19 protein-coding genes and 1 pseudogene are annotated in these 24,285 nt (G+C 42.4%); 14 read left to right on the forward strand and 6 right to left on the reverse strand.

Annotation, left to right across the window (positions count from 1 at the left end):
- The first annotated feature begins 18 nt into the window (after positions 1 to 18).
- On the forward strand, positions 19 to 318 hold the full coding sequence (locus ACTNB8_RS01630; RefSeq protein WP_441051743.1) for a DUF3784 domain-containing protein: 300 nt from the start codon (positions 19 to 21) through the stop codon (positions 316 to 318).
- Positions 319 to 385: 67 nt separating this feature from the next.
- On the opposite strand, the gene ACTNB8_RS01635 is transcribed toward ACTNB8_RS01630, so the two are convergent.
- Positions 386 to 1,006 (reverse strand): HAD family hydrolase, encoded by a 621-nt coding sequence (locus tag ACTNB8_RS01635; RefSeq protein ID WP_441051746.1) that lies wholly within the window; start codon positions 1,004 to 1,006, stop codon positions 386 to 388.
- A 140-nt stretch (positions 1,007 to 1,146) separates the two neighbouring features.
- On the opposite strand from ACTNB8_RS01635, the gene mutY reads away from it, so the two are divergent.
- Positions 1,147 to 2,952 (forward strand): A/G-specific adenine glycosylase, encoded by a 1,806-nt coding sequence (gene mutY / locus ACTNB8_RS01640; protein ID WP_441051747.1) that lies wholly within the window; start codon positions 1,147 to 1,149, stop codon positions 2,950 to 2,952.
- A complete protein-coding gene (locus ACTNB8_RS01645) occupies positions 2,949 to 3,962 on the forward strand; it encodes a glycosyltransferase family 2 protein (protein WP_441051749.1) in 1,014 nt (337 codons plus the stop codon). The genes mutY and ACTNB8_RS01645 overlap by 4 nt, the downstream gene beginning before the upstream one ends.
- A 100-nt stretch (positions 3,963 to 4,062) precedes the next feature.
- Here ACTNB8_RS01645 and ACTNB8_RS01650 read toward each other — a convergent pair whose 3' ends face one another.
- Positions 4,063 to 4,983: a diacylglycerol/lipid kinase family protein gene (locus tag ACTNB8_RS01650; protein WP_441051750.1), complete on the reverse strand. Its 921-nt coding sequence runs from the start codon at positions 4,981 to 4,983 to the stop codon at positions 4,063 to 4,065.
- A 207-nt stretch (positions 4,984 to 5,190) separates the two neighbouring features.
- Between ACTNB8_RS01650 and ACTNB8_RS01655 the strand changes: the two genes are divergently transcribed.
- Both ACTNB8_RS01655 and ACTNB8_RS01660 read left to right on the forward strand, forming a co-directional pair.
- On the forward strand, positions 5,191 to 5,856 hold the full coding sequence (locus ACTNB8_RS01655; RefSeq protein WP_441051752.1) for a response regulator transcription factor: 666 nt from the start codon (positions 5,191 to 5,193) through the stop codon (positions 5,854 to 5,856).
- Positions 5,857 to 5,981: 125 nt separating this feature from the next.
- The gene (locus ACTNB8_RS01660) at positions 5,982 to 8,174 is read left to right on the forward strand and encodes a DNA topoisomerase III (protein ID WP_441051754.1); all 2,193 of its coding nucleotides are present in this window, start codon (positions 5,982 to 5,984) and stop codon (positions 8,172 to 8,174) included.
- A 32-nt stretch (positions 8,175 to 8,206) separates the two neighbouring features.
- On the opposite strand, the gene ACTNB8_RS01665 is transcribed toward ACTNB8_RS01660, so the two are convergent.
- Positions 8,207 to 9,565 carry an MATE family efflux transporter gene (locus tag ACTNB8_RS01665; protein WP_441051756.1) on the reverse strand — a complete coding sequence of 453 codons (1,359 nt, stop codon included), beginning with the start codon at positions 9,563 to 9,565 and terminating at the stop codon, positions 8,207 to 8,209.
- A 201-nt stretch (positions 9,566 to 9,766) separates the two neighbouring features.
- On the opposite strand from ACTNB8_RS01665, the gene ACTNB8_RS01670 reads away from it, so the two are divergent.
- Positions 9,767 to 11,251, forward strand: coding sequence for an AAA family ATPase (locus tag ACTNB8_RS01670; RefSeq protein ID WP_441051758.1), 1,485 nt, complete (start codon positions 9,767 to 9,769; stop codon positions 11,249 to 11,251).
- A gap of 62 nt (positions 11,252 to 11,313) precedes the next feature.
- Here ACTNB8_RS01670 and ACTNB8_RS01675 read toward each other — a convergent pair whose 3' ends face one another.
- Both ACTNB8_RS01675 and pckA read right to left on the reverse strand, forming a co-directional pair.
- Positions 11,314 to 13,035 (reverse strand): ABC transporter ATP-binding protein, encoded by a 1,722-nt coding sequence (locus ACTNB8_RS01675; RefSeq protein ID WP_441051760.1) that lies wholly within the window; start codon positions 13,033 to 13,035, stop codon positions 11,314 to 11,316.
- A 105-nt stretch (positions 13,036 to 13,140) separates the two neighbouring features.
- The gene (gene pckA / locus ACTNB8_RS01680; RefSeq protein WP_441051762.1) at positions 13,141 to 14,745 is read right to left on the reverse strand and encodes a phosphoenolpyruvate carboxykinase (ATP); all 1,605 of its coding nucleotides are present in this window, start codon (positions 14,743 to 14,745) and stop codon (positions 13,141 to 13,143) included.
- 300 nt (positions 14,746 to 15,045) lie between these two features.
- Between pckA and ACTNB8_RS01685 the strand changes: the two genes are divergently transcribed.
- The 3 genes from ACTNB8_RS01685 (at position 15,046) to ACTNB8_RS01695 (ending at position 19,801) form a co-directional block, all read left to right on the forward strand.
- Positions 15,046 to 16,395 (forward strand): MATE family efflux transporter, encoded by a 1,350-nt coding sequence (locus tag ACTNB8_RS01685; protein ID WP_441051763.1) that lies wholly within the window; start codon positions 15,046 to 15,048, stop codon positions 16,393 to 16,395.
- 211 nt (positions 16,396 to 16,606) lie between these two features.
- The gene (locus tag ACTNB8_RS01690; protein WP_441051765.1) at positions 16,607 to 17,797 is read left to right on the forward strand and encodes a pyridoxal phosphate-dependent aminotransferase; all 1,191 of its coding nucleotides are present in this window, start codon (positions 16,607 to 16,609) and stop codon (positions 17,795 to 17,797) included.
- Positions 17,798 to 18,742: 945 nt separating this feature from the next.
- Positions 18,743 to 19,801: an NAD(P)H-dependent flavin oxidoreductase gene (locus tag ACTNB8_RS01695; protein ID WP_441051935.1), complete on the forward strand. Its 1,059-nt coding sequence runs from the start codon at positions 18,743 to 18,745 to the stop codon at positions 19,799 to 19,801.
- A gap of 33 nt (positions 19,802 to 19,834) precedes the next feature.
- On the opposite strand, the gene ACTNB8_RS01700 is transcribed toward ACTNB8_RS01695, so the two are convergent.
- On the reverse strand, positions 19,835 to 20,116 hold the full coding sequence (locus ACTNB8_RS01700; protein WP_441051936.1) for a helix-turn-helix transcriptional regulator: 282 nt from the start codon (positions 20,114 to 20,116) through the stop codon (positions 19,835 to 19,837).
- Between ACTNB8_RS01700 and ACTNB8_RS01705 the strand changes: the two are divergent.
- From ACTNB8_RS01705 to ACTNB8_RS01725, 5 genes and pseudogenes are all read left to right on the forward strand, one after another.
- Positions 20,018 to 20,719: pseudogene (locus ACTNB8_RS01705) on the forward strand (glycoside hydrolase family 3 protein); the annotation flags it as partial. The gene ACTNB8_RS01700 and the pseudogene ACTNB8_RS01705 sit on opposite strands and share 99 nt — an antisense overlap.
- An 802-nt stretch (positions 20,720 to 21,521) precedes the next feature.
- Complete coding sequence (locus ACTNB8_RS01710; protein ID WP_441051767.1) at positions 21,522 to 22,208, forward strand: hypothetical protein; 687 nt, start codon at positions 21,522 to 21,524, stop codon at positions 22,206 to 22,208.
- A 62-nt stretch (positions 22,209 to 22,270) separates the two neighbouring features.
- Positions 22,271 to 22,501: a hypothetical protein gene (locus tag ACTNB8_RS01715; RefSeq protein ID WP_441051768.1), complete on the forward strand. Its 231-nt coding sequence runs from the start codon at positions 22,271 to 22,273 to the stop codon at positions 22,499 to 22,501.
- Positions 22,502 to 22,726: 225 nt separating this feature from the next.
- On the forward strand, positions 22,727 to 23,548 hold the full coding sequence (locus ACTNB8_RS01720; protein ID WP_441051937.1) for an amino acid ABC transporter substrate-binding protein: 822 nt from the start codon (positions 22,727 to 22,729) through the stop codon (positions 23,546 to 23,548).
- An 87-nt stretch (positions 23,549 to 23,635) separates the two neighbouring features.
- Complete coding sequence (locus ACTNB8_RS01725) at positions 23,636 to 24,283, forward strand: amino acid ABC transporter permease (protein ID WP_296157932.1); 648 nt, start codon at positions 23,636 to 23,638, stop codon at positions 24,281 to 24,283.
- Positions 24,284 to 24,285: the final 2 nt, after the last annotated feature.

Here is a 24,285-nt window from a genome sequence, read left to right on the forward strand (position 1 = left end):
AAAGAGAGGACAATATTAATGAGCAGAGAGTTTGATTTTTTACTTGCCGGAGCAGCGCTGATCGTTGGAATCATGATGTTGACAGGTCATGGCGATATTTTTATGAAAGGTGGCAATACCCAGCTGCGTAAACAGAAATATGACGAAGAAAAAATGGCAAAGGGCTCTGGTATTTCACTGATCATTATCGGGATTGCTACAGCAATTGATTCTTATACGACAGGTTTGCCTGCAAAGATCATTTATATCGTGGTTTTGCTGGCTGCTATAATCTGGCTGATTTTATTCATTAAAAATAAATGCCAGAAGAATAATTAAATAAAACAATACAAAAGCACGGAAATGGTCAATACTGACCGGAATCCGTGCTTTTGTTTGCATAATATTAAAGTGACAGAGCTGTAAGATCTATGGGGCTTGCGATAATGGCGTCTGGTTCTGGAACTTTACCGAAGCCATAAGAGGCAAACACAAATGGTACATCAGCCTGACGGCAGGCGAGAAAATCACCGTAGGTATCACCGACATAAACAGGATCTTTCAGGTTATTACGGCTGGCAATCAGAGAAATATTACTTCCCTTGTCGAGTCCGTTGTCTCCGTTGCAGAGATGATCGCGGAAATATTTTCCAAATCCTGTCGTTTCCAGAAATACTTCAATATATCCCGCCTGCGAATTGCTGACAATATAAAGAGGATATCTGGAAGAAAGAATTGAGAGAGTTTTTTCAAGCTCAGGATACAACGGTGCGCATTTCTTAAGCAGAGCACGGTGTTCTGCCTGGCAGCATTCATCAATCAGTCTGAGCTGTTCGGCTTTTGTGCGTTCAGGGAAAATCTGGCTGGCAATATCCGGAAGCGGCTGGCCGAACATGGAAACAAGTTGATCAGAAGTAATAGTTATATTCATATGCTCAGTTTCCTGAAGATATTCAGTCCAGGCTCTGGCTGTGATTTCTGTAGAGTTCCAAAGTGTACCGTCCACATCAAAAATAATACTGTCCATAAAATGGTCCTCTTTCTGTTATTTATTATTAGCTGTAACTGGTTACCATTCTAAATGTGTAAACGGAAAAAATCAACTGCCATTTGATAAAAAGAGGCAGGTATGTTATACTATGAACACTTGAATTGCAGGAGCACAATATGAAATATAATAATATTCTGAAGGCAGAATTCCGCGACAGACCCAATCGTTTTATTGCACATGTGGAACTTCATGGGCATATCGAAACGGTTCATGTAAAAAACACCGGCAGATGCAGGGAACTTCTTGTTCCGGGTTGTCAGGTCATGCTGGAAGAGAGCGGAAACCCTGCCCGCAAAACCAGGTATGACCTGGTCAGTGTATGTAAAAACGGCAGATGGATCAATATGGATTCACAGGCACCCAACCAGGCAGCTGCTGAATGGGTGCAGGGAGGAGGACTTTTCCCGGAGGAAGTAACTGTATACAGAGAACGTAAATATGGAAACTCCCGTTTTGATCTGTATGTGGAGTCTCCGGAGAGAAAAGCTTTTATAGAAGTAAAAGGAGTAACACTGGAAGAAGATAACATTGCCATGTTTCCTGATGCGCCGACAGAGAGAGGTGTAAAACATGTAGAAGAGCTTATAAAATGCATGCAGGACGGATATGAGGCATATCTTCTGCTGGTCATTCAGATGAGGGGAATACAGCTTTTCAGGCCAAACTGGGATACACATTATAAGTTCGGAGAGGTTCTTGTAAATGCTCAGAAAGCCGGGGTGAAGATTCTAGCATATGACTGCCTGATCGGAGATGATTTTATGGAGATACAGGATCCGGTGCCGCTGGATCTGACAGAACCCGTAACAGAAGCTGTGGAAACAGAGACACCGGATCTGTCTCCGAAAGCATCGAAGACAGATCTGCCCGGTGAGATTGTAAACCCGCTGGTTGACTGGTACAGAAAGAATAAACGGATTCTCCCATGGAGAGATAAGGATAATGCCTATTATACCTGGATATCAGAGATTATGCTGCAGCAGACCAGAGTAGAGGCAGTAAAGCCATATTTTTTGCGTTTCATAAAGGAACTGCCGGATATTCAGGCACTTGCCTGCTGTCCTGAAGAGAAACTGATGAAATTATGGGAAGGACTTGGCTATTATAATCGTGTTCGAAATATGCAGAAAGCTGCCATTCAGATAATGGAAGAATATGACGGAAAGATTCCGGATTCATATGAAAAAATTCTTTCACTGAAGGGAATCGGCAATTATACTGCCGGTGCAATCGCATCTATCGCATATGGAATACCGGTGCCTGCTGTAGATGGCAACGTTCTTCGGGTAGTTTCAAGAATCGAAGAAAATCCGGAAGACATCATGAAACAGTCTGTCCGGCATAAAACAGAGAATAATCTGAAAGTGATTATGCCAGAGGACTGCCCTGGTGATTTTAATCAGGCGCTGATGGAGCTTGGAGCTGTTGTCTGTGTGCCAAACGGACAGCCGAAGTGCGAAGAATGTCCGGCTGCTTTCTGCTGTAAGGCATTTATACATGGAACAATTGAGCAATTTCCGGTAAAAGCACCAAAGAAAGCACGCAAAGCAGAAAACCGTACTGTACTTGTCATACAGGATGGAAATTACACGGCAATAAGAAAACGCCCGGGAAAGGGGCTTTTGGCAGGGCTGTATGAACTTCCGAATATTAAAGGCCATCTGAAACAGGAAGAAGTTCTCGAAAAGGTCAGAAGTCTTAATCTGGATCCTCTGTATATAGAGCCGCTTCCTGAGGCGAAACATATTTTTTCTCATATTGAGTGGCGTATGACCGGTTACAGAATCCGTGTGGCTGCTCTGGAAAAAAGAAATACAAAAGATCTTATATTTGCTGACAGAAAGGAATCTGACAAAAAGTATGCGATTCCGTCAGCATTTAATGCGTATATTAAGTACATGAAGGAGGAAACAGTCAAATGAAACTGTTAAGTATTGCAATTCCCTGCTATAACTCAGAGACATATATGGAAAAATGCATCGAGTCACTTCTTGTCGGAGGAGAAGAGGTGGAGATTCTGGTAGTAGATGACGGTTCTTCTGACCGCACAGCAGAGATTGCAGATTCCTATGCAGAAAAATATCCCACCATTGTTAAAGCAGTACATCAGGAAAATGGAGGTCACGGAGAAGCGGTAAATGCAGGTATACGTAATGCTACAGGTCTTTATTTCAAGGTTGTAGACAGTGATGACTGGGTAAATAAGGAAGCATATGAACAGATTCTGAAAACTCTGGAAGAACTGATCCGCGGACCAAAGACAGTCGATCTTCTGATCAGCAACTTTGTATATGAAAAACAGGGAGTTGCACGCAAAAAAGTTATGCAGTACCGTAACTGTCTGCCGATAAATGAAATTTTCAGCTGGGACAGTGTGCATATGTCCAGAGGAAAATATCTTCTCATGCATTCCATGATCTACCGTACAAAACTCCTTCAGGACTGTGGATTAGAGCTGCCGAAACATACTTTTTATGTGGATAACCTTTTTGCATTTGAACCACTCCCTTATGTAAAGAACATGTATTACCTTGATGTGAACTTTTATCGTTATTTTATCGGACGTGATGATCAGTCTGTAAATGAAAAGGTCATGATCAAAAGAATTGACCAGCAGATACGTGTCAATAAGCTCATGGCTGATGTGTTCCATAAATGCCAGTTTGATAATAAATACTGCAAAAAATATATGCTCAGCTATCTGGATATTATCACAACAGTATCCTCTATCATGCTTGTACGTGCAGGCACAAAAGAAGCACTGGATAAGAAAAAAGAATTACTGGAATATATCCGGGAGCAGGATCGCTGGCTGTACCGCAAACTTCGTTACAGTCTTCTTGGAAGAGCAGCTAACCTTCCGGGAAAAGGTGGACGTAAGATGTTTGTAGCAGCTTACAAAGTATGCCAAAAATTTTACGGATTTAACTAAAATTAAAAGACTTTCGCTGTTTCGTGAATGTTCATGAAACGGCGAGAGTCTTTTTTGTGGCAGGTTCTCTGTATGAAAATATACTGTAACTGTTCAGTAATTATAATGGAAGGAATATGGAGAGTTTCTGCGGCTCGACAGAAACAGAAAATGATTTATGTATACCGCCGGACTCTCCGTCTTTGTGTACAGGAAGAGCCACCTTGCTGTTAACAGTAATATTTTTGCACTGGAAAATATGGATCCCTTTAAATATAGTGTGTTTTCCGAAGAATGCAGTAGGAAGACACAGAAGGACTTTGAATTTAGGAAGACTGTCAACAACTATCACGTCCAGTATACCATCGGAAGGTGAGGCTTTTGGACAGAATTTAAATCCCCCTCCCTCATATTTCTGATTCATGACAGCAACGAAATATACTTTTGAAAAGGATTCATTTCTGCCGTCCATATCCAGTGTTACAGGAGATGGTGTCAGAAAGAGAAGCTGTTTCAGCGCAACAAAAAGATAAACAAGTTTACCGAGTCCTATTTTGTTGAGGACTTTTTTCATAGGAGTAATTCCCACTTCATGGCAGACAGCAGCATCAAATCCGATGCCGCAGCTGATTGCAAAACGGCTGCGGTCATTTTTGTATGTGATAAACGGAATATCGATATCTGAGATTTTGTGTCCGGAGAGAATGATATCCAGAGCTTCGGCCGGATCCTGTGGAAGTTTCATGCTGCGGCAGAAATCATTACCGGAACCGGTCGGGATATATCCGAACCGGACAGATGAGAGATCCTTTATGCCAGTCAGGACTTCCTGTATGGTGCCGTCTCCACCTACGGCAATAAGATTGACAGGTGAACCAGCCTGGGAAGTAATCTCTTCAGAAATGGATATTGCATGACCACGATACGATGTAAAGTACGCTTTATAGGATACTTTCTTCCGGTCAAGGATGTTCTGAAGCTGCTTCCAGATTTCAGCACCTTTTCCGGAGCGGGAATTGGGATTTATAATAAAATAGTACATAAAAATTCCTCCTGATGTATGAAGGCTGTAGCTGATTGCAGCCTGTAACATACCCATCATATCATTGACAGAACAGATTTACAATCTATACTTTACGAAGATTTAACAGTGAGAGAACCGGAATTTTAACGCTGGTTTATTATACTTGCAGTCAGTATTAATAAATGATTAAAAGAATATATGCCGGCAGGGCATACAGGAGGAAAAATGATTTATTTGGTAGAAGATGATGAAAGTATCCGTGAACTTGTTATATATACGTTGAAAAGTCAGGGAATGGAGGCAAAAGGTTTTGAGCGTCCATCGCTTTTCTGGAAAGAGCTGGAAAAAGAAGTTCCTGCACTGATCCTTCTGGATGTGATGCTTCCGGAGGAAGATGGAATCTCGATTCTCAAGAAATTGCGTTCAAGACCTGATACACGTAAACTTCCAGTCATCATGCTGACAGCCAAGAGCAGCGAGTACGACACAGTTATGGGACTGGACAGCGGAGCAGATGATTACATACCGAAACCGTTCCGTATGATGGAACTTATTTCACGTATCCGTGCGAGACTGAGAAGGGCGGAAGATCAGAGCGCTGAGGAATACAGGCTGGGAAATCTTTATGTGTGTCCGTCAAGACATGTGGTTACTGTTGATCAGGAACCTGTAAGCCTGACACTGAAAGAATATGAAATGCTTTGTCTGCTGTTGAAAAACAGTGGAATAGTACTTTCGCGTACACAGCTCCTCAATCAGATATGGGGTTATGAGTTTGACGGAGAAAGCAGAACCGTAGATGTACATATCAGAACATTGAGACAGAAACTGGGTTCAGCAGGAGAACTGGTGGAAACAGTCAGAGGTGTGGGATATAAGATGGGAAGATAGAACAGAGAAAACTTCCAAGGTTTCATTTGTGCTGTAAATATGGTATGATTGTGGAAGTGTAAAACAAAGAAATCTACATGTATCATAGTTGGGAATTATTGTCCCCGACATCAGAGAGGTAAAAAATGAAATCACTGGTAATTGCAGAAAAACCTTCAGTTGCAAGAGATATTGCAAGAGTGCTTCACTGCACACAGAAGGGAAACGGCATCCTTGAGGGAAAAGAATATGTTGTGACCTGGGCACTGGGGCATCTGGTCACACTGGCTGATCCGGAGGAATATGATAAAAAGTACATTAAATGGGATATGCAGACACTTCCCATGATGCCGGAAAAAATGAAACTGGTAGTAATAAAGCAGACTTCCAGACAGTATCAGGCAGTTAAGACACAGCTCTTCCGAAAAGACATCGGAGATATCATCATAGCTACAGATGCGGGAAGAGAAGGAGAACTGGTAGCACGCTGGATTCTTGATAAATCAGGATGTCGTAAGCCTTTGAGAAGACTCTGGATTTCTTCTGTCACAGATAAGGCAATCAAAGACGGATTCAAAAATCTGAAAGACGGAAAAGAATATGACAATCTGTACAGGGCGGCCGTAGCAAGAGCAGAGGCAGACTGGCTGGTAGGAATGAACGGAACGAGGGCGCTGACATGTAAATATAATGCCCAGCTGTCCTGTGGACGTGTGCAGACTCCGACACTGGCGATCATAGCCATGCGGGAAGACGAGATCCGAAATTTCAGACCAGAAGAATATTACGGGATCACAGTACAGGCAGGAGATGTGCAGTGGACCTGGAAAGATAAAAAAAGCGGAAGTTTTCGGACTTTTCATAAAGAAAAGGCTGAGGAGATACAGAATAAAATAAACGGCGGAGTGATGGAAATAAAATCTGTCACAAAGAAACCAAAGAAATCATATGCACCGGGACTTTATGATCTGACAACTCTTCAGAGAGAGGCGAACCAGAAATATGGTTTTTCGGCAAAAGAAACTCTGAACATTATGCAGAGACTTTATGAAAACCATAAAGTGCTTACCTATCCGAGAACAGACTCCAGATATATAGGAAAAGACGTTGTGCCAACTATCAAAGAACGTCTGAAAGCCTGCGGAACAGGACCATACAGGAAGCTGGCAGGGACACTGATAAACAGACCACTCCAGACAAATGGAAGTTTTGTTGATGACAAAAAAGTCAGCGATCACCATGCAATAATTCCTACAGAACAGTTTGTACAGCTGGACCATATGACAAATGAAGAACGTAAAATCTACGATATGGTAGTGAGACGTTTCTTAAGTGTTCTGTACCCGCCTTATGTGTATGAGCAGGCATCTATGGAGGCAGAGGCAGGAGGCTGTACTTTTGCTGCAAGCGGGAAGTCAGTGATCAGTGCAGGTTGGAAAGATGTTTATGAAGGAAATTATCAGGATGAAGAAGATGCTGATGAAAAAGAACTGAAAGATCAGAAACTTCCGGTTTACAGTCAGGGTGAAAAACTGAAGATCCAGAATGTATGGCTGAATACAGGAAAGACAAAACCACCGGCAAGATTTACGGAGGCAACGCTTCTGGCAGCAATGGAAAATCCTGTAAAGTATATGACAACAAAGGACCGAGAAGCTGCAAAAACACTGGGTGAAACAGGCGGTCTTGGAACTGTTGCAACGAGAGCGGACATTATTGAGAAACTTTTCCATTCATTTCTTATGGAAAAAAAAGGAAATGAAATTTATCTTACGTCCAAGGCAAAACAGCTACTCGAGCTGGTGCCTGAAGATCTGAGAAAACCGGAACTTACGGCAGACTGGGAAAGGAAACTTGCAGACATTTCAAAGGGAAAACTCCGCCAGGATCGTTTCCTGAAAGAAATCAGGGATTATACATGTGAGATTGTAAATGAGGTAAAAACAGGCACAGGAACATTCAGGCATGATAATCTGACAAATAAGATCTGTCCGAACTGCGGAAAGAAACTTCTGGCAGTAAACGGAAAAAACAGCAAAATGCTTGTCTGCCAGGACAGAGAATGCGGCTATCGTGAGACAGTTTCACGTACAACGAATGCAAGATGTCCGAAATGCCACAAGAGAATGGAAATGCTTGTAAAGGGAAAAGAAGAAACTTTTGTATGCCAGTGCGGGTATAAGGAAAAACTTTCTGCTTTTCAGGCACGAAGAGCAAAAGAAGGGGCAGGAGTCAACAAAAGAGATGTACAGAAATATATGAGACAGCAGCAGAAGGAAGCAAAAGAGCCGGTAAATAATGCATTTGCACAGGCTTTGGCAGGAATAAAGCTGGATTAAGAAAGTGGGCAGAGATGCCCACTTTTTACAGGTTAAATGACTTTGTGCGCAAGCCATTTGCGGCTTCTGAATCGAAGGGTAAATATTACACTGCGGATTCCCCAGTCTGTGAACATACCGATCCACACTGCGATAGGTCCCATATGGAAGACACGTGCAAGGAGCGTAGCAAGGGTAACACGGCAGAGCCACATGGAAAGTACAGAGACTGTCATGCTGAATTTTACATCACCTGCAGCACGAAGACCATAGGCAGGGATAAATGCCATAGTCCAGATGATCGGTTTTACAATGGTGATACAGGTTACCATAAAGATGCACAGACGTGCACTTTCCAGTTCCATACCTCCGAAGATGGTGATAGGACGAGTAAGTGCATACATGAAAAGACAGGAAAGAGTAACCACGACTTCTGCAATGATGCAGAGCTTTTTGATATAGTATACAGCTTCGTCTTTTCTGCCGGCACCGAGAGTTTCTCCGACTACAGTCATCAGACCGATTCCAACGCCGATGGCCAGAATACCATTCAGATTTTCGATGATGTTTGTCATACCCTGAGCAGCAATTGCCGCAGTTCCCATAAGGGATACTGTGGACTGGATTGCAAGTTTACCAAACTGAAACATACTGTTTTCTATGCCTGACGGAATTCCGATATAAAGGATCCTCTTGATCTTGTCCCAGTCAGGACGTATGGAAAGATAGTGCGTCACAGATACATTAAAAGACGGGTTTCTGAGTTTCAGCATTACAACAGACATACTGAAGATACGGGATATCAGAGTCGATATGGCAGTACCTGCAACACCCCAGTGGAATACCCATACAAATACAAGATTCATCACCACATTCATGATATTGGAGATGATGGAAATCTGCATGGGAAGCTTACTGTTTTCCTGTGCTCTTAAAATGCAGGAACCATCATCGTACAGTGCAATGAACGGATAAGAAAGAGTGGTGAAGAAAAAATAACTGCGTGCGTTGCTCATGACTTCTGCCTCTACCTTACCGAAGATGAGGTGAAGCAGTGGTCCGTTAAAGACAACGAACAGAATGCTTATGACAAGTGAAAGTACAAAGGTTATGAAGATCAGCTGTCTTGCAGATTCATTGGCACGTTTTTTATCTCTACAGCCAAGATAATGAGAGCAGACAACAGTTCCACCGGAAGCCAGGGCAAAAAAGGCCTGAACAATAAGAATATTGATTGAGTCTACCAGTGATACTGCGGAGATGGCAGCAGACCCCAGATTACTGACACAGAGAGTATCTACAGTACCCATAAACGAGTTCAGAAGCTGATCCAGTGCCAGTGGTATCAGCAGTTTTGCCAGCTTTTTGTTGTCAAACAGAAGCGGCTGTTTGGATTGCGTTAGTTCTTTCATATATTTATCCTTTAATAAATAAGTAATTCGTTTTTGCGCCGTTTACAAGAATACACCTGTAGAAAGGTTAAAACAACAGAAAAATTGTATTTTTTTGTATTCTTTTGAAAGAATTCAGGTTGTTGAAGAGCAAAAACCATGGTAAACTAGTGTTAATGTTACTGCCTGAAGTAACTTGTTAATTGTGAAGGAGTATCAACTATGCCAGTATTTGATTTCAGTAATACAACAACCGAAAAAAAAGATCCGGAATGTACCTATACTACATTTCAGTCAAATGAAACAAAACCATCTCCGGAAAAACCGATCCTGATTCTGGAAAATAAGAGCCGCAGCTGGCAGCACCATTCCTGTGGTGTTTTTAGCAATCCCAATCAGAAGTCATCCTTTGAGTTTAAAGAAGAGGACGGAGTATTTCCGGCAGATATCCTGAAAATTGATTCAAGATTTGTAAGCCTTGTAAAATGGCTGGGTGAAAATCATATCAGTGTCCGCCTTTCCGGACAGAACAGCGATGAAGGATATGCAGTATACAAAATAAGAGAGACCGCTTTTGGGGGTGGAACAAAATTATCAGCAGAAGACGGATTTCTCCAGTTTATGATCGAACGCCTTCTTGCAAGCAGTGCGCCGGCAGAGCTTCCGGAAGATGAGGACGAAAGTGAAGACGGCGATGACATGAAGCTTACCAGCATTCAGAGCATCACAGACTTTATGACATGCGCAGGCAGAACAATGCCTGATAATATCCGGCTCTGGGCAAGACGAAACCTTGCAGTTGCACGTTCTCATGAGGTTTCACAGGAGGAGAGACGTCATGCACAGAGAGCATTATCAATTATGATGAACATTCAGTGGAAGAATAATTATTTTGAGTCTATTGACCCTGTAGAGGCACGTCGTATTCTTGATGAAGAGCTTTATGGAATGGAAAAAGTCAAACAGAGAATTATTGAGACGATCATTCAGATTAACCGTACGCATACACTTCCTGCATATGGTCTTCTCCTTGTAGGACCTGCAGGAACCGGAAAATCCCAGATTGCTTATGCAGTGGCACGTATTCTGAAACTGCCGTGGACGACTCTTGATATGAGCTCTATTAACGATCCGGAGCAGCTGACAGGAAGTTCCCGTATCTACGCAAATGCAAAACCGGGAATTATTATGGACGCCTTTTCTATGGCAGGAGAGTCCAATCTGGTCTTTATCATCAATGAGCTGGACAAGGCAACGGCAGGCAAAGGTAACGGTAATCCTGCAGATGTGCTGCTGACGCTTCTTGATAACCTTGGATTTACAGACAACTATATGGAATGTATGGTTCCTACGGTAGGTGTTTACCCAATTGCAACTGCTAATGACAAAGATCAGATCAGCGCACCGCTGATGTCACGTTTCGCAGTTATTGAACTGCCTGATTATACGGAAGAAGAGAAAAAAGTCATCTTCTCTAAATTTGCACTTCCGAAAGTCCTTAAGAGAATGAGCCTTAAAGAAGAAGAATGTGTGGTTGCACCGGATGGCCTGGAGGCTGTGATCGAACAGTTTGCAGATACAACAGGAATCCGTGATCTGGAGCAGGCAGCAGAACATATTGCGGCAAATGCACTATATCAGATTGAAGTAAACCATGTTTCCTCTGTGACGTTTGACAGAGAAATGGTAAAAAAACTTTTTGAATAATATAAAAGATCTCCTTTCCGAAAGTGTTATGCTTCCGTAAAGGAGATTTTTTGATAAAAAGTTTACATATTATAATAGCGGGCATAAATTCCATTTCTGGAAAGTAATTCCTCGTGCGTACCACGTTCTGCGATGCCATTTTCGGTGATGACAATGATCTCGTCGGCATTTCGGATTGTTGAAAGACGGTGTGCAATGGTAATGGTTGTGCGGTTTCTTGAAAGTTCCTCAAGGCTTTTCTGAATCCATCGTTCGCTTTCATTATCCAATGCACTGGTTGCCTCATCGAGAATCAGGATTGGAGGATTTTTAAGGAATACCCTCGCAATGGAAATTCGCTGTTTCTGTCCTCCTGAGAGACGGGTACCACGCTCACCAACGTAAGTATTATACTGATCAGGAAGTTCCATGATAAAGTCGTGGATATTGGCGCGTTTTGCAGCAGCGATAATTTCTTCATCAGAAGCATCCGGCTTTCCATAAGAAATATTGTCCTTGATCGATCCGTCAAAGAGATAGACATCCTGCTGAACCATACCAATCTGCTTGCGGAGACTTTTCAGGGTGAGGTTACGGATATCTTGGCCATCAATGGTGATATTTCCGCCAGTCACGTCATAGAAACGGGGCAGAAGGGAGCAGATGGTGGTTTTTCCGCTTCCGGAAGGTCCGACAAGAGCAACTGATCTGCCAGCAGGGATATCAATTGACACGTTTGTAAGAACTGGCGTTTCGTCATCACTGTAGTGGAAAGAAACGTTGTTATAGGAAACATGTCCTTTTACATTATTTAGCGGGACAGCATCAGGCGCATCGGTTATCTCAGATTCTGTTTCCATAACATCCAGGAAACGACGGAATCCTGAGAGGCCTTTCTGCATCATTTCGACCAGTTCTACAAGAATCTGGATAGGACTGATAAAAATACCGATATAAAGTGCATACATGGCAAGATCAGCTGTCTGCATTTCACCCTGTGCGATCAGATAGCCACCATAGACAAGTGTTACCAGATACATCATTCCCTGAAAGAAAAGATTGGAACTCATAAAACTTCCCATGCAGTGATAGTTGTCACTTTTGGAAACAAGAAAAGCCTCATTGCTGTGGCAGAATTTCTGATGTTCGATATCTTCATTTGCGAAAGACTGTACAACACGGATGCCGGAAAGTGTATCCTGTAAACTTGCGTTTACATCACCGATCTTGCGCCTGTTTTCCATAAAAGTTTCCTGCATTTTGGCATTCTGACGGAAGGAAAAAATAAACATGATGACGACAAGAATAGCAAGTGGAAGAGCAAGTTTTCTGTTAATGAGAAACAGGAAAATAAAAGCGCCGATGATCTTTACCAGAGAAATAAAAAGGTTTTCTGGGCCATGGTGTGCAAATTCTGAGATGTCAAAAAGATCGCTGACAAGTTTGCTCATCATCTGGCCGGAGTTGTTCTGACTGTAATAAGAAAAAGAGAGTTCCTGGTAGTGGTCAAACAGCTTCTGACGCATATCGCGTTCCATTCTGGCGCCCATCATGTGGCCCTGACAGGTTACATAATATTTACAGAGACTCTGAACAATATACATGACAAAAAGACCGGAAGCGATCCATGGGAGTGCGTGAAGTATAACAGAGCTGTCCTTTGTAAAGAGAGTTTTAGTAAAAGAACGCAGCATTTGTGGATAGGCCAGATCAACGAGACTTATGATGGCAGCACAGATGAGGTCAATAAGAAAGACCGCTTTATACGGACTATAGTAGCTGATGAATTTTTTCAGTGTTTTCATCAAAGAATACCTCCATTTTTTTCTTGTTGTATCTTTTATCTTAGCACAAAATATAAAAAAAAGGAATGACCAACCGGCCATTCCTTTTTGCTTGTGTGAAGAAGATTATAACTGCGGACCAGCAGCAACAAGTGCCTTACCAGCAGCATTTCCTTCGTATTTAGCAAAGTTCTTGATGAATCTCTGAGCAAGATCTTTTGCTTTTGTTTCCCATTCGGAAGCATCTGCATAAGTGTCACGAGGATCAAGGATTCCTGTATCAACACCTGTAAGTTCTGTAGGAACTTCGAAGTTGAAGTAAGGAATTGTTTTTGTAGGAGCTTTCAGGATATCTCCGTTCAGGATTCCGTCGATGATACCACGAGTATCTTTGATGGAGATACGTTTTCCGGTTCCATTCCATCCTGTGTTAACAAGATAAGCTTTTGCTCCGCTCTTTTCCATTCTCTTAACAAGTTCTTCTGCATATTTTGTAGGATGCAGTTCCAGGAAAGCCTGGCCGAAGCAAGCTGAGAAAGTAGGAGTAGGCTCTGTAATACCACGCTCTGTACCAGCAAGTTTAGCTGTGAATCCAGACAGGAAGTAGTACTGTGTCTGCTCTTCTGTCAGAATAGATACCGGAGGAAGTACTCCGAATGCATCTGCAGACAGGAAGATTACGTTCTTAGCAGCCGGTGCGGAAGATACAGGACGAACAATTTTTTCGATGTGGTTGATTGGATAGGAAACACGAGTGTTTTCTGTTACGCTCTTATCATTGAAGTCGATCTTTCCATCTTTGTCAACAGTAACGTTCTCAAGAAGAGCATCACGTCTGATTGCATTGTAGATGTCCGGCTCGGAATCTTTGTCAAGGTTGATAACTTTAGCGTAGCATCCACCTTCGAAGTTGAATACGCCGTTGTCATCCCAGCCATGTTCGTCATCACCGATCAGGAGACGTTTCGGGTCTGTGGAAAGAGTTGTTTTACCTGTTCCGGAAAGACCGAAGAAGATAGCTGTGTTTTCACCGTTCATATCTGTGTTTGCGGAGCAGTGCATGGAAGCAATGCCTTTCAGTGGAAGGAAGTAGTTCATCATGGAGAACATACCTTTTTTCATTTCTCCGCCGTACCATGTATTGATGATAACCTGCTCTTTAGATGTGATGTTGAACATTACAGCTGTCTCAGAGTTCAGGCCTAATTCTTTGTAATTTTCTACTTTTGCTTTGGAAGCGTTGTATACAACGAAGTCTGGCTCAAATGTTTCCAGTTCTTCAGCTGTAGGCTGGATGAACATGTTTGTTACGAAATGTGCCTGCCATGCAACTTCAACGATGAAACGGATAGCCATGCGAGTGTCTTTGTTTGCACCGCAGAAAGCATCAACTACAAAAAGTTTCTTATTGGAAAGTTCTTTCTTGGCAATTTCCTTGCATGCTTCCCATGCTTCCTGAGTAGCCGGATGGTTGTCGTTTTTGTATTCGTCTGTTGTCCACCAAACAGTGTCTTTGGAGTTTTCATCCATAACGATGTATTTATCTTTTGGGGAACGTCCAGTGTAAATACCTGTCATTACGTTAACAGCACCAAGCTCTGTGTTCTGACCAACTTCGAAACCTTCAAGACCAGCTTTGGTTTCTTCCTCGAATAACAGTTCATAAGAAGGGTTACATACAACTTCAGTAGTTCCGGTGATGCCGTACTTAGTTAAATCGATTTTTGCCATCTTACATTTACCTCTCTTCTTTTATAGTACGATAGTTCCCGCAGATGCGGGTGTTACTATATCCAATCAGGAACGATAATAAACCGTTTCCCATATCGTTTATTATACATAATTCGATGATAAAAGCAATAAAAAAACAATGAAATTTTCAAAAAGTGATAATATTTTAACATTAAATCTCAAACTGGTATTACCAAAAACAGAACTTATGGAGTGCATGATATCTTTTCTTGACTTTATAACAGTTGTAGAGTTTATAATACAAAAAGATTACAGAGAGCAGAGAGGAGTATATTTTATATGGAAAAAAATCTTACATCAGGCAGTGTGCTGAAAAACATTGCATATTTTTCACTGCCGTATCTTTTATCATATTTTCTGCAGACCCTTTATGGAATGGCGGATCTTTTTATCATAGGCCAGTTTGAGGGCGTGGCAGGTACTACGGCGGTGTCTGTAGGAAGCCAGGTTATGCATATGCTGACGGTTATGATCGTGGGACTTGCAATGGGTACTACGGTCAGTATTGCGCAGGCAGTGGGCGCAGGAGAGAAAAAGAGGGCATCTCAGGCTGTTGGAAACACAGTTGTGTTATTTCTGGGTGTATCCGTAGTGCTTATGCTTGTTCTGCTTTTCTTTGTAAAACCGGTTGTTGCAGTGATGTCCACGCCGGGAGAAGCTGTGGCAGGAACAATCTCTTATCTGAAAATCTGCTTTATTGGAATTCCGATGATCACAGCGTATAATGTGATAAGTTCGATATTCAGGGGAATGGGAGATTCCAGAAGTCCGATGTATTTTATTGCAGTAGCCTGTGCGGCAAACATTGTGCTGGATTATATTTTTATCGGGGCACTCCATATGGGAGCAGCAGGAGCAGCTCTTGGTACCACACTTGCCCAGATGGTGAGTGTTATTATTGCGCTGATCGCCATACTGAAAAGCAGAAATGGAATTTCTGTCTCCGGAAAAGATTTCCGGCCGATAAAACAGGTTACAGGAAAAATTGTGAGAATTGGTGTTCCGATCGCACTTCAGGATGGTTTTATCCAGATTGCTTTTATTATTATTACGATCATTGCAAATAAAAGAGGGCTTAACGATGCTGCGGCAGTTGGGATTGTGGAAAAAATCATCAGTTTTCTGTTCCTTGTACCGTCCTCCATGTTGTCTGCGGTATCCGCACTTGGAGCACAGAATATTGGGGCCGGAAAGCAGAAAAGGGCAGATGAAACACTTAAATATGCAATCTTTATTGCAGCAGGTTTTGGACTGATCGTATCAGTTGCGATACAGTTTATTGCGGAACCTGTAGTTAGTTTTTTTACAACAGACAGTATTGTGAAAGTGCTTGGAGGACAGTATATTAGAGGCTATATCTGGGATTGTATTTTTGCAGGAATACATTTCAGCTTCAGTGGATATTTCTGTGCATGTGGAAGATCAGAACTCTCTTTTATCCATAATATTATTGCAATCTGTCTTGTGAGAGTCCCGGGAGTCTATCTGGCATCGAAACTGTTTCCAACGACTTTGTTCCCGATGGGAATTGCCACTGCAACAGGATCGCTTACTTCGGTGGTTATCTGTGTGATTGCCTTTATGTGGCTTCGTAAACGCAGAGGCGAAGGTATTGTTTTGGAAAAATAACCGGAAGTGAAAAATATATTTTTTGCTAAATAGAGAGACTTTTGGGAGATTTCCTGTTATAATTCAGTTTAAGACGCTGTTGCTGTGAAGTGAGAATGCTTCTGGAGATAATATGACGCACATCTCGCAGCAAGAATGCAGAGGCATTCTTGAATCAGGCAGGTTGTCTGACTGACAGTGACAGGAATTTATGCAGAGAGAAGGCAGAGAAATGATCAATGAAACATATAAAGCAATGCTTCAGGGGAAATCCATCATCAGAGAATTAAGTGAATATGCGACGGCAAGAGGTCAGGAAATCGGATATGAAAATGTATTTGATTACAGCCTGGGAAATCCAAGTGTGCCATGTACGTCTGATTACACAAAAGCAGTGATCGAACTTCATGAAAAAGAAGATCCAATGGCACTTCATGGATACAGCCCGTCTCTTGGAAATACAGAGGTAAGAGGAATCGTGGCAGACAGTCTTAACCGGAGATTTGGCATGGATTATGAGACAAAGCATATTTTTATGGCTTCAGGCGCAGCAGGTGCCCTTGCCCATGCAATTCGCTGTGTGACAAAACCGGGAGATGAGATCCTGACTTTTGCGCCGTGTTTTCCGGAGTATTTTCCTTATGTAAATACAACGGGAGCAGTTCTTAAGGTGGTCAAAGCAGATACAACTGCCTTTCAGATTGATTTTGATGAATTTGAAAAAATGATGAATCCGAATGTGGCAGCGGTTCTTATCAATTCTCCAAATAACCCGTCAGGTGCTGTTTACAGTGAGAACACGATCAAGAAGCTGGCTGAGATTCTTAGTACCAAACAGAAAGAATACGGGCATGATATTTTTATTATCAGTGATGAACCGTACAGAGAGATTGTTTTTGATGGTAAGACATGCCCATACGTAAGTAAATTTTATGATAATACTCTTTCCTGCTATTCTTTCTCAAAGAGCTTAAGTCTTCCGGGAGAACGTATCGGCTATGTGGCAGCTAATCCACGCTGTACGGATGCAGATATCATTGCTGTTATCTGTGGACAGATCAGCCGTGGTATTGGGCATAACTGTCCGTCTTCTACGATCCAGCAGGCTGTGGCAAAGGTGATTGATCAGACAAGTGATATGAGTGTTTATGAGAAGAACCGTAATCTTCTTTATGATGCGTTGACCAGACTTGGGTTTGAGGTTGTGAAGCCGCAGGGCACTTTTTATATTTTCCCGAAAGCTCTGGAGGAAGATGCAAATGCATTCTGTATGAAAGCGAAGAAGTATGATCTGATTCTTGTTCCGGCAGATAATTTCTGCTGTCCGGGTTATTTCCGCATGGCGTATTGTATTGATACGGAGAAGGTGGAAAGGTCTATTCCGGTACTGGAGAAATTTGTGCGTGAGGAATATGGGAAGTGATTATTGCTGTGGCGGGGTGAACAGTAAGCGGTAACATCGTGATGAATACGTTGGATTAATATTGGTTTGTATATAAAGGCCTGTCCTGTAATGGGGCAGGTTTTTTGCTGTTCGGATTTTTAGATTTATTTGAATGCTCACGCAGCAGGATATCATATAACAGATTCCCTGACACGTTGCGCGTCCTGCTCAGTACATGCGCTTATTTGCTGCTATTCGGGCAGAACTCGCTTCGCTCAGACATTGCCCTCGGTAGCAGCAGCTTGCATGGGACTTCGCGACGGCCGCTCCACTGACCATCAGGGAATTCTGTTTATGAATCCTGCTGCTGTGAATTCAGAACAGTAGAATCAAAATATGCAGGTGGCTGAACCAGAGAAAATATGCCCCAGGCAGTAGAAATGGTGCAGAAGAATGGCTGAGCAGTCAATATTGTGCCCCAGATAGCAGAAATAGTATCAGTGAATGGCTGAACAGCCAGTTTCATGATTTCAGCCGTTAGAAACAGTGGCATTTGGCAGTATACAGCTGCAAAGAACAAAAAACAGGTGTCCTGACGTTAGCGCGTATTCCGTTGTGAGGACTGGGCCAGCTGCTGTCACCGAGGGCAATGTCTGAGCCGTAAGGCGAGTTCTGCCCGAATGACAGCAAATAAGCGCCCGGGACGAACAGGAAACACAGCGTGTCAGGACACTGTTTCTTTGTATCTTGCAGCGTGAATACAAAATATAAACGTGAATACGGACAGAATTGTTAACAGGAACAGAATTAATCGATATATATGCGGTAATTAAAACTATATCTCAAAGCAATAATAACAATAAAACATTGACATGAACACCAAACAGGTATACACTGTAGATACTTTGATAATCAAAATAAACAACGAGGATAAAAAGTGAGGTATCTACAGTGAATACAAAACCATTCAAATACACCAGCAGACTGAAACAACTTAAAATAGGAGAAAAAATCGCCACACTTCCAATCATCCAGGGAGGTATGGGCGTTGGCATCAGCAGAAGTTCCCTTGCAGGAGCTGTTGCAAAAGAAGGAGGAGTTGGCGTTATATCCACAGCACAGATTGGATATGACGAAGAAGGCTTCGAAAAAGACCAGGCAGCATGTAATCGAAATGCGATTCAGAAACACATCAGAAAAGCAAAAGACATTGCCCAGGGCAGCGGACTCATTGCAGTAAACATTATGGTAGCCCTGAAACACTACGAAGAACATGTAAAAGAATCTGTAAAAGCAGGAGCAGATGCCATTATCAGCGGAGCGGGACTGCCAATGGAACTGCCGGCAATGGTACCAGAAGAAAGTGGAACCAAAATTGCACCGATCGTATCCTCTATGCGCGCAGCCAGACTGATTCTGAAGATGTGGGCACATCGTTACAACCGGACAGCTGATTTTATAGTAATCGAAGGGCCAAAAGCAGGAGGACACCTGGGCTTCTCCAGAGAACAGCTGGCTGATATAGAACATCTGAATTACGATGAAGAAATCAGAAACATTATAGAATGTAAAAAAGAATATGAAGATAAATTTCAGAAAAAAATCCCGGTGATCGTTGCCGGCGGGATTTTTGACAGAGCTGATATAGATCATGCTATAGAACTTGGGGCAGATGGAGTACAGATTGCGAGCCGCTTTGTGGCAACAGAAGAATGCGATGCATCAGTTGCTTATAAACAGGCATATATTAAGGCAGAAGAAAAAGATATCCGCATCATTCAGAGCCCTGTCGGAATGCCCGGACGGGCACTTGAAAATGATTTTATCCGTGCAGTGGAAAAAGGGAGGCAGCCGGTAAAGAAGTGCTACAACTGCCTTCATAAATGCAATCCGAAAGAAGTTCCTTACTGTATCACAAAAGCATTGATCGACGCAGTAAGAGGAGATGTACAGAACGGTCTGATCTTCTGCGGTGCAAATGTAGGACGAATAAAAGAAATGACTACAGTACCGGAACTTATGAGAGAACTGGCTGAAGCATAACACAGGCTATAATACGAATGACATTCTTGAAGATTATTTATACCTTTTACGATACTCACCAGGTGTCATACCATATGCTTTCTTAAAGGTGCGCATAAAATGCTCCGGACTGTCATAGCCTACCAGCTCACAGATAGCGGTATTGCTGAGAATGGTTTCACGCAGGGCCCGACAGGCCTGATTTAATTCAATATCACGGATGATCTGAAGGAAGGTTATTGTACAGCGATTCCGGTTGGAACTCTTCTTGCGCAGACGTGGGACCAGAAGCTGATACAGGAAGTGGGCGCCATGATCAGTACAGAAATGGATTATTTCGGTGTGACTCTGTGGCTGGCACCGGGAATGAACATTCACAGAAATCCTCTCTGTGGAAGAAACTTTGAATATTATTCAGAGGATCCTTATGTGGCAGGCACAATTGCAGCAGCCATGACAAATGGTGTGCAGTCTAATTATGGCTGTGGAACTACCATCAAGCATTTTGCATGCAACAATCAGGAAGATAACAGAATGGGATCTGACAGTGTGGTTTCAGAGAGAACTTTAAGAGAAATTTATCTGAAGGGATTTGAGATTGCTGTTAAAGAAAGTCAGCCACTGTCTATTATGACCAGTTATAATCTGATCAATGGTGTTCATGCTGCGAATAATTATGATCTCTGTACGGAAATCGCAAGAAATGAATGGGGATTCCGTGGAATGATCATGACAGACTGGACGACTACGGAAGTGGATGACAGCTGTACTGCGGCAGGCTGTATGAGAGCCGGAAATGACCTGGTTATGCCGGGATGTGAGGGAGATCATGAGAATCTTAAGAGAGAACTGGCGGAAGGTACGCTGAAGCTTAATGATCTGAAAGCATGTATTGCAAGGCTTGTAAGTGTGATCTGGAGATCAAATCAATATGAATAAAGCGGGGCCCCCGAAAGGGGGCTTTTTGTATGCCAAAGTATGCAGGAGAAGCTGCCAGTGGCAGGTTCTCTGTATGGGAAAAATGGAATACCGGTGTCACGCTGATGCAAATATAGAAAACAGCTCTCCACGATGCCAGCAGCAGATTCCTGATTCGATGCATGCGCTGATTTGCTGCCATTCGGGCAGAACTCGCTTCGCTCAGACATTGCCCTCGGTGGCAGCAGCTGGCCTGCATCTCATTCACGGAATCTTTGCAGCATCAGGATAGCTGTTGTTCTTATTTGCTCAGCTGAAGTCCGTTATTGATGAATATGCGTCAGCTGTACAGCACATAGCATTCATTTTCTGGCAATTTTTTTATTATACAAAAAGCTCTTTCACCCCGAGTTAGCTGTGCAGTACTTGTCAGTAGACAGCCGGGAAGACTTCATAGCAATGGTTCCGGGCAGTTAAGTGAGGGGCCGTCGTGAGATCGGAGTCCGCTGCTGTCATAAAAGGCAATGTTTGAACACCGCAGGTGTGAGTTCTGCCCGACTGACAGCAAATAGGCGAGACAACGATCGAGCAGGGACCGTAACGTTGCCCGGAACCATTGCTATGAATGTCTTAACCGGCGTCACTAACCTTGTTGTATGAATGTCTGTCCAAATTACTTTCTTAATTGATTTTCGCATAAAGATGCTCTACAATATCATAAAAACATAAACAAAGGAAAATTATATAGATAACAATGCAAAACTACAGCAATTATCATTCACAGAAAGTGCAGTCCAACCACAGTGCCTATGAGGGGCTTCACATGACTCTTCAGAAAGAAACACCGATTCTCACGGCGCAGATCCGTGCACTGTACAGAGAACTGGATAAGAAATTTCATCTTCGTGGAGCAAATATCCCGATAACATTTGGATTTGAGACAGATTCCCTGGGAGCTTATAATCAGAACGGCCATGGACAGAGGGAACATTTCCATTTTTCACTGCTTTTTATAGGATATGCAGTAAAAAATCCTCTCAGCAAAGAGGACAGGCTGGATCTTTATAAACATGAATATGCCCATTATATGCAGTACAACATGACGATCCCGAAACTGTGCCAGTGGCAGCCCGGAATACACGGAAGCGCATGGAAATACTGCTGTTCGCTGGTAGGAGCTGCACCGACACCTTATTACAAAGCGGGTGAGGCGCTTATGAATCATAATTATGATAAAGTTCTCAAAAACCCGATTCATGACAAAACAGTTACCATACGTGACCAGCACAGAAGAGAGCAGGAATACAAAAGAACACAGAATGTGATCGTGAAATACGAAACCGGAGAGAATGTGGATCATCCGAAATTCGGAGAGGGTACCATAGTTAAAATTGAACAGCAGCCGGGATCAGTAACGCTTCATATCCGTTTTGGTGAAGAAGTAAAAGTCATAGATCAGAAATGGCTGATTCAGACAAAATACAAAAAAGGCAAAATCCAGAGAGACTAAAATAAAACATAAAATATATAAAAAATAACATAAGGCCAATAACCGGAGGGGAGGAAGCACTTATGCGCCAGGAAAGATTCAAGATGGAGCGTCCGGGGCTTGTGAATATCGGTGACAAAGTAAAAATCTCCGAATTCCAGTCTTATATGAATTACAGCTACATTATAGAACCAGCAGTGGCAATGTCCGGATGCTACAAAAATGCCGACAGAATAAAAGCAAAAGAAGGCATCGTAACAAACATTGAGCACACACCACAGGGCTATTACGTAACAGCAGAGTTTGAAGCGTGATGATAAATCAGATAATCCAAGCCATCAGTGGAATGAAGTAAAAGCTGGTGGACAATGAAATTATCAGATAACATAACAGTTTTTTCTTGACAAGTATTCAACCCTATGTTACGATAAACACACTTTCATGTGGTAGAGTGACTACGTGATAAAATACAAAAGATAAGAGGAGACCGAATGATGAAGAAAAAAGTATTGGCAGTAGTACTTGCATCAGTAATGACAATGGGAATGATGTCTGCAGTAAGTGTACAGGCAGGCGTAGATGATAAAACACTGGTTGTTGGTTTTGATGCTGAGTATCCTCCTTATGGATATATGGATGAAGATGGAGAATATACAGGATTTGACCTTGAACTGGCACAGGCTGTATGTGACATTGAAGGCTGGACACTGGAAAAGAAACCGATCAACTGGGATTCCAAGGACATGGAACTGAGTTCAGGGTCTATTGACTGTATCTGGAATGGATTTACAATGAATGGAAGAGAAGATGATTATACATTTTCTATTCCTTATGTAGATAACAGCCAGGTAATCGTAGTAGCAGATGATTCAGGAATTGAGAAACTTACAGATCTAGCAGGCAAGACTGTAGGTGTTCAGGCTGCTTCCGCAGCACTTGATCTTCTTCAGAGTGAGGAAGAAGGCGGACAGAAAGAACTTGCAGATACATTTGGAAGCCTGAATGAATTTGCTGATTATAATACGGCATTTACAGAACTGCAGGCAGGTGCACTTGATGCGCTGGCAATTGATGTCGGAGTTGCAAAATATCAGCTTAATTCCAGAGGAGAGGGATTTAAGATTCTTGATGAAACACTGAATACTGAACAGTATGCGATCGGATTCAAGAAAGGTAATGACGAACTCTGTGATATCGTAAATGCAGATCTTCAGAAACTTGCAGATGACGGTACAGTAGAGAAACTGGCTGAGAAGTATGAAATTGCAGATATGGTTACTCTGAAAGCAGATGGTGAAGATGCAGCACAGAGTGATGATACTGAAGAAACAGCAGATACAGAGGAAGAAGCTGCTGAATAATTTTTAACTGAAAAAAAGTAAGCAAACGGGATGCTCCAAAACCTTCACGGAGGGGCATCCCTGTTCTGAGTTTATGGAGGGGAATTCATGAGTTTTCAGGTAATGTTAAAACAGCTTACCACAGGTTTCGGGTCAACACTTCTGATTTTCTGTCTGACCCTGTTGTTTTCACTGCCTCTTGGTATGATTGTTTATTTTGGACGCCAGAGTCGTTTTAAACCTCTGAGCTGGATTGTTAAAGCCTATATTTCTATTATGCGAGGAACTCCGCTGATGCTTCAGCTGCTGTTGTGGTATTTTGGTCCGTTTTATCTCTGGGGAATGAATATTGGCGGATATAAATTTACCGCAATTATTCTGGGATGTTCTCTGAACTATGCCGCATATTTTGCTGAGATCTATCGTTCCGGTATTGAATCGATTCCGGTAGGACAGTATGAGGCTGCACAGCTTCTTGGTTATAACAGACAGCAGACTTTCTTCAAAATCGTGCTTCCACAGGTCATCAAGATTGTACTTCCGTCTGTTACAAACGAGGTTATTACTCTTGTCAAGGATACATCTCTCGTATATTCAGTATCTTACATTGAGATGTTTGCACTGGCAAAACAGATCGCAGCAGCAAATACAACAGTTATGCCATTCTTTATTGCAGGCGTTTTTTATTACATATTCAACTTTGTAGTTGCCTGGGTAATGGAATGGTTTGAACGTAAACTGGATTATTATCGCTAGGA

This window comes from Blautia sp. HCP28S3_G10 (assembly GCF_052065235.1).
Lineage (GTDB): Bacteria > Bacillota > Clostridia > Lachnospirales > Lachnospiraceae > Blautia_A.

Excerpts from the sequence above, each read along its gene's own strand:
- ACTNB8_RS01660 (WP_441051754.1), top strand. The coding sequence starts at position 5,982 with ATGAAATCACTGGTAATTGCAGAAAAACCTTCAGTTGCAAGAGATATT.
- ACTNB8_RS01635 (WP_441051746.1), bottom strand. The coding sequence starts at position 1,006 with ATGGACAGTATTATTTTTGATGTGGACGGTACACTTTGGAACTCTACA.
- pckA (WP_441051762.1), bottom strand. The coding sequence starts at position 14,745 with ATGGCAAAAATCGATTTAACTAAGTACGGCATCACCGGAACTACTGAA.
- ACTNB8_RS01685 (WP_441051763.1), top strand. The coding sequence starts at position 15,046 with ATGGAAAAAAATCTTACATCAGGCAGTGTGCTGAAAAACATTGCATAT.
- ACTNB8_RS01670 (WP_441051758.1), top strand. The coding sequence starts at position 9,767 with ATGCCAGTATTTGATTTCAGTAATACAACAACCGAAAAAAAAGATCCG.
- ACTNB8_RS01715 (WP_441051768.1), top strand. The coding sequence starts at position 22,271 with ATGCGCCAGGAAAGATTCAAGATGGAGCGTCCGGGGCTTGTGAATATC.
- ACTNB8_RS01720 (WP_441051937.1), top strand. The coding sequence starts at position 22,727 with ATGGGAATGATGTCTGCAGTAAGTGTACAGGCAGGCGTAGATGATAAA.
- ACTNB8_RS01645 (WP_441051749.1), top strand. The coding sequence starts at position 2,949 with ATGAAACTGTTAAGTATTGCAATTCCCTGCTATAACTCAGAGACATAT.
- mutY (WP_441051747.1), top strand. The coding sequence starts at position 1,147 with ATGAAATATAATAATATTCTGAAGGCAGAATTCCGCGACAGACCCAAT.
- ACTNB8_RS01665 (WP_441051756.1), bottom strand. The coding sequence starts at position 9,565 with ATGAAAGAACTAACGCAATCCAAACAGCCGCTTCTGTTTGACAACAAA.
- ACTNB8_RS01690 (WP_441051765.1), top strand. The coding sequence starts at position 16,607 with ATGATCAATGAAACATATAAAGCAATGCTTCAGGGGAAATCCATCATC.
- ACTNB8_RS01675 (WP_441051760.1), bottom strand. The coding sequence starts at position 13,035 with ATGAAAACACTGAAAAAATTCATCAGCTACTATAGTCCGTATAAAGCG.
- ACTNB8_RS01650 (WP_441051750.1), bottom strand. The coding sequence starts at position 4,983 with ATGTACTATTTTATTATAAATCCCAATTCCCGCTCCGGAAAAGGTGCT.
- ACTNB8_RS01710 (WP_441051767.1), top strand. The coding sequence starts at position 21,522 with ATGACTCTTCAGAAAGAAACACCGATTCTCACGGCGCAGATCCGTGCA.
- ACTNB8_RS01630 (WP_441051743.1), top strand. The coding sequence starts at position 19 with ATGAGCAGAGAGTTTGATTTTTTACTTGCCGGAGCAGCGCTGATCGTT.
- ACTNB8_RS01725 (WP_296157932.1), top strand. The coding sequence starts at position 23,636 with ATGAGTTTTCAGGTAATGTTAAAACAGCTTACCACAGGTTTCGGGTCA.
- ACTNB8_RS01655 (WP_441051752.1), top strand. The coding sequence starts at position 5,191 with ATGATTTATTTGGTAGAAGATGATGAAAGTATCCGTGAACTTGTTATA.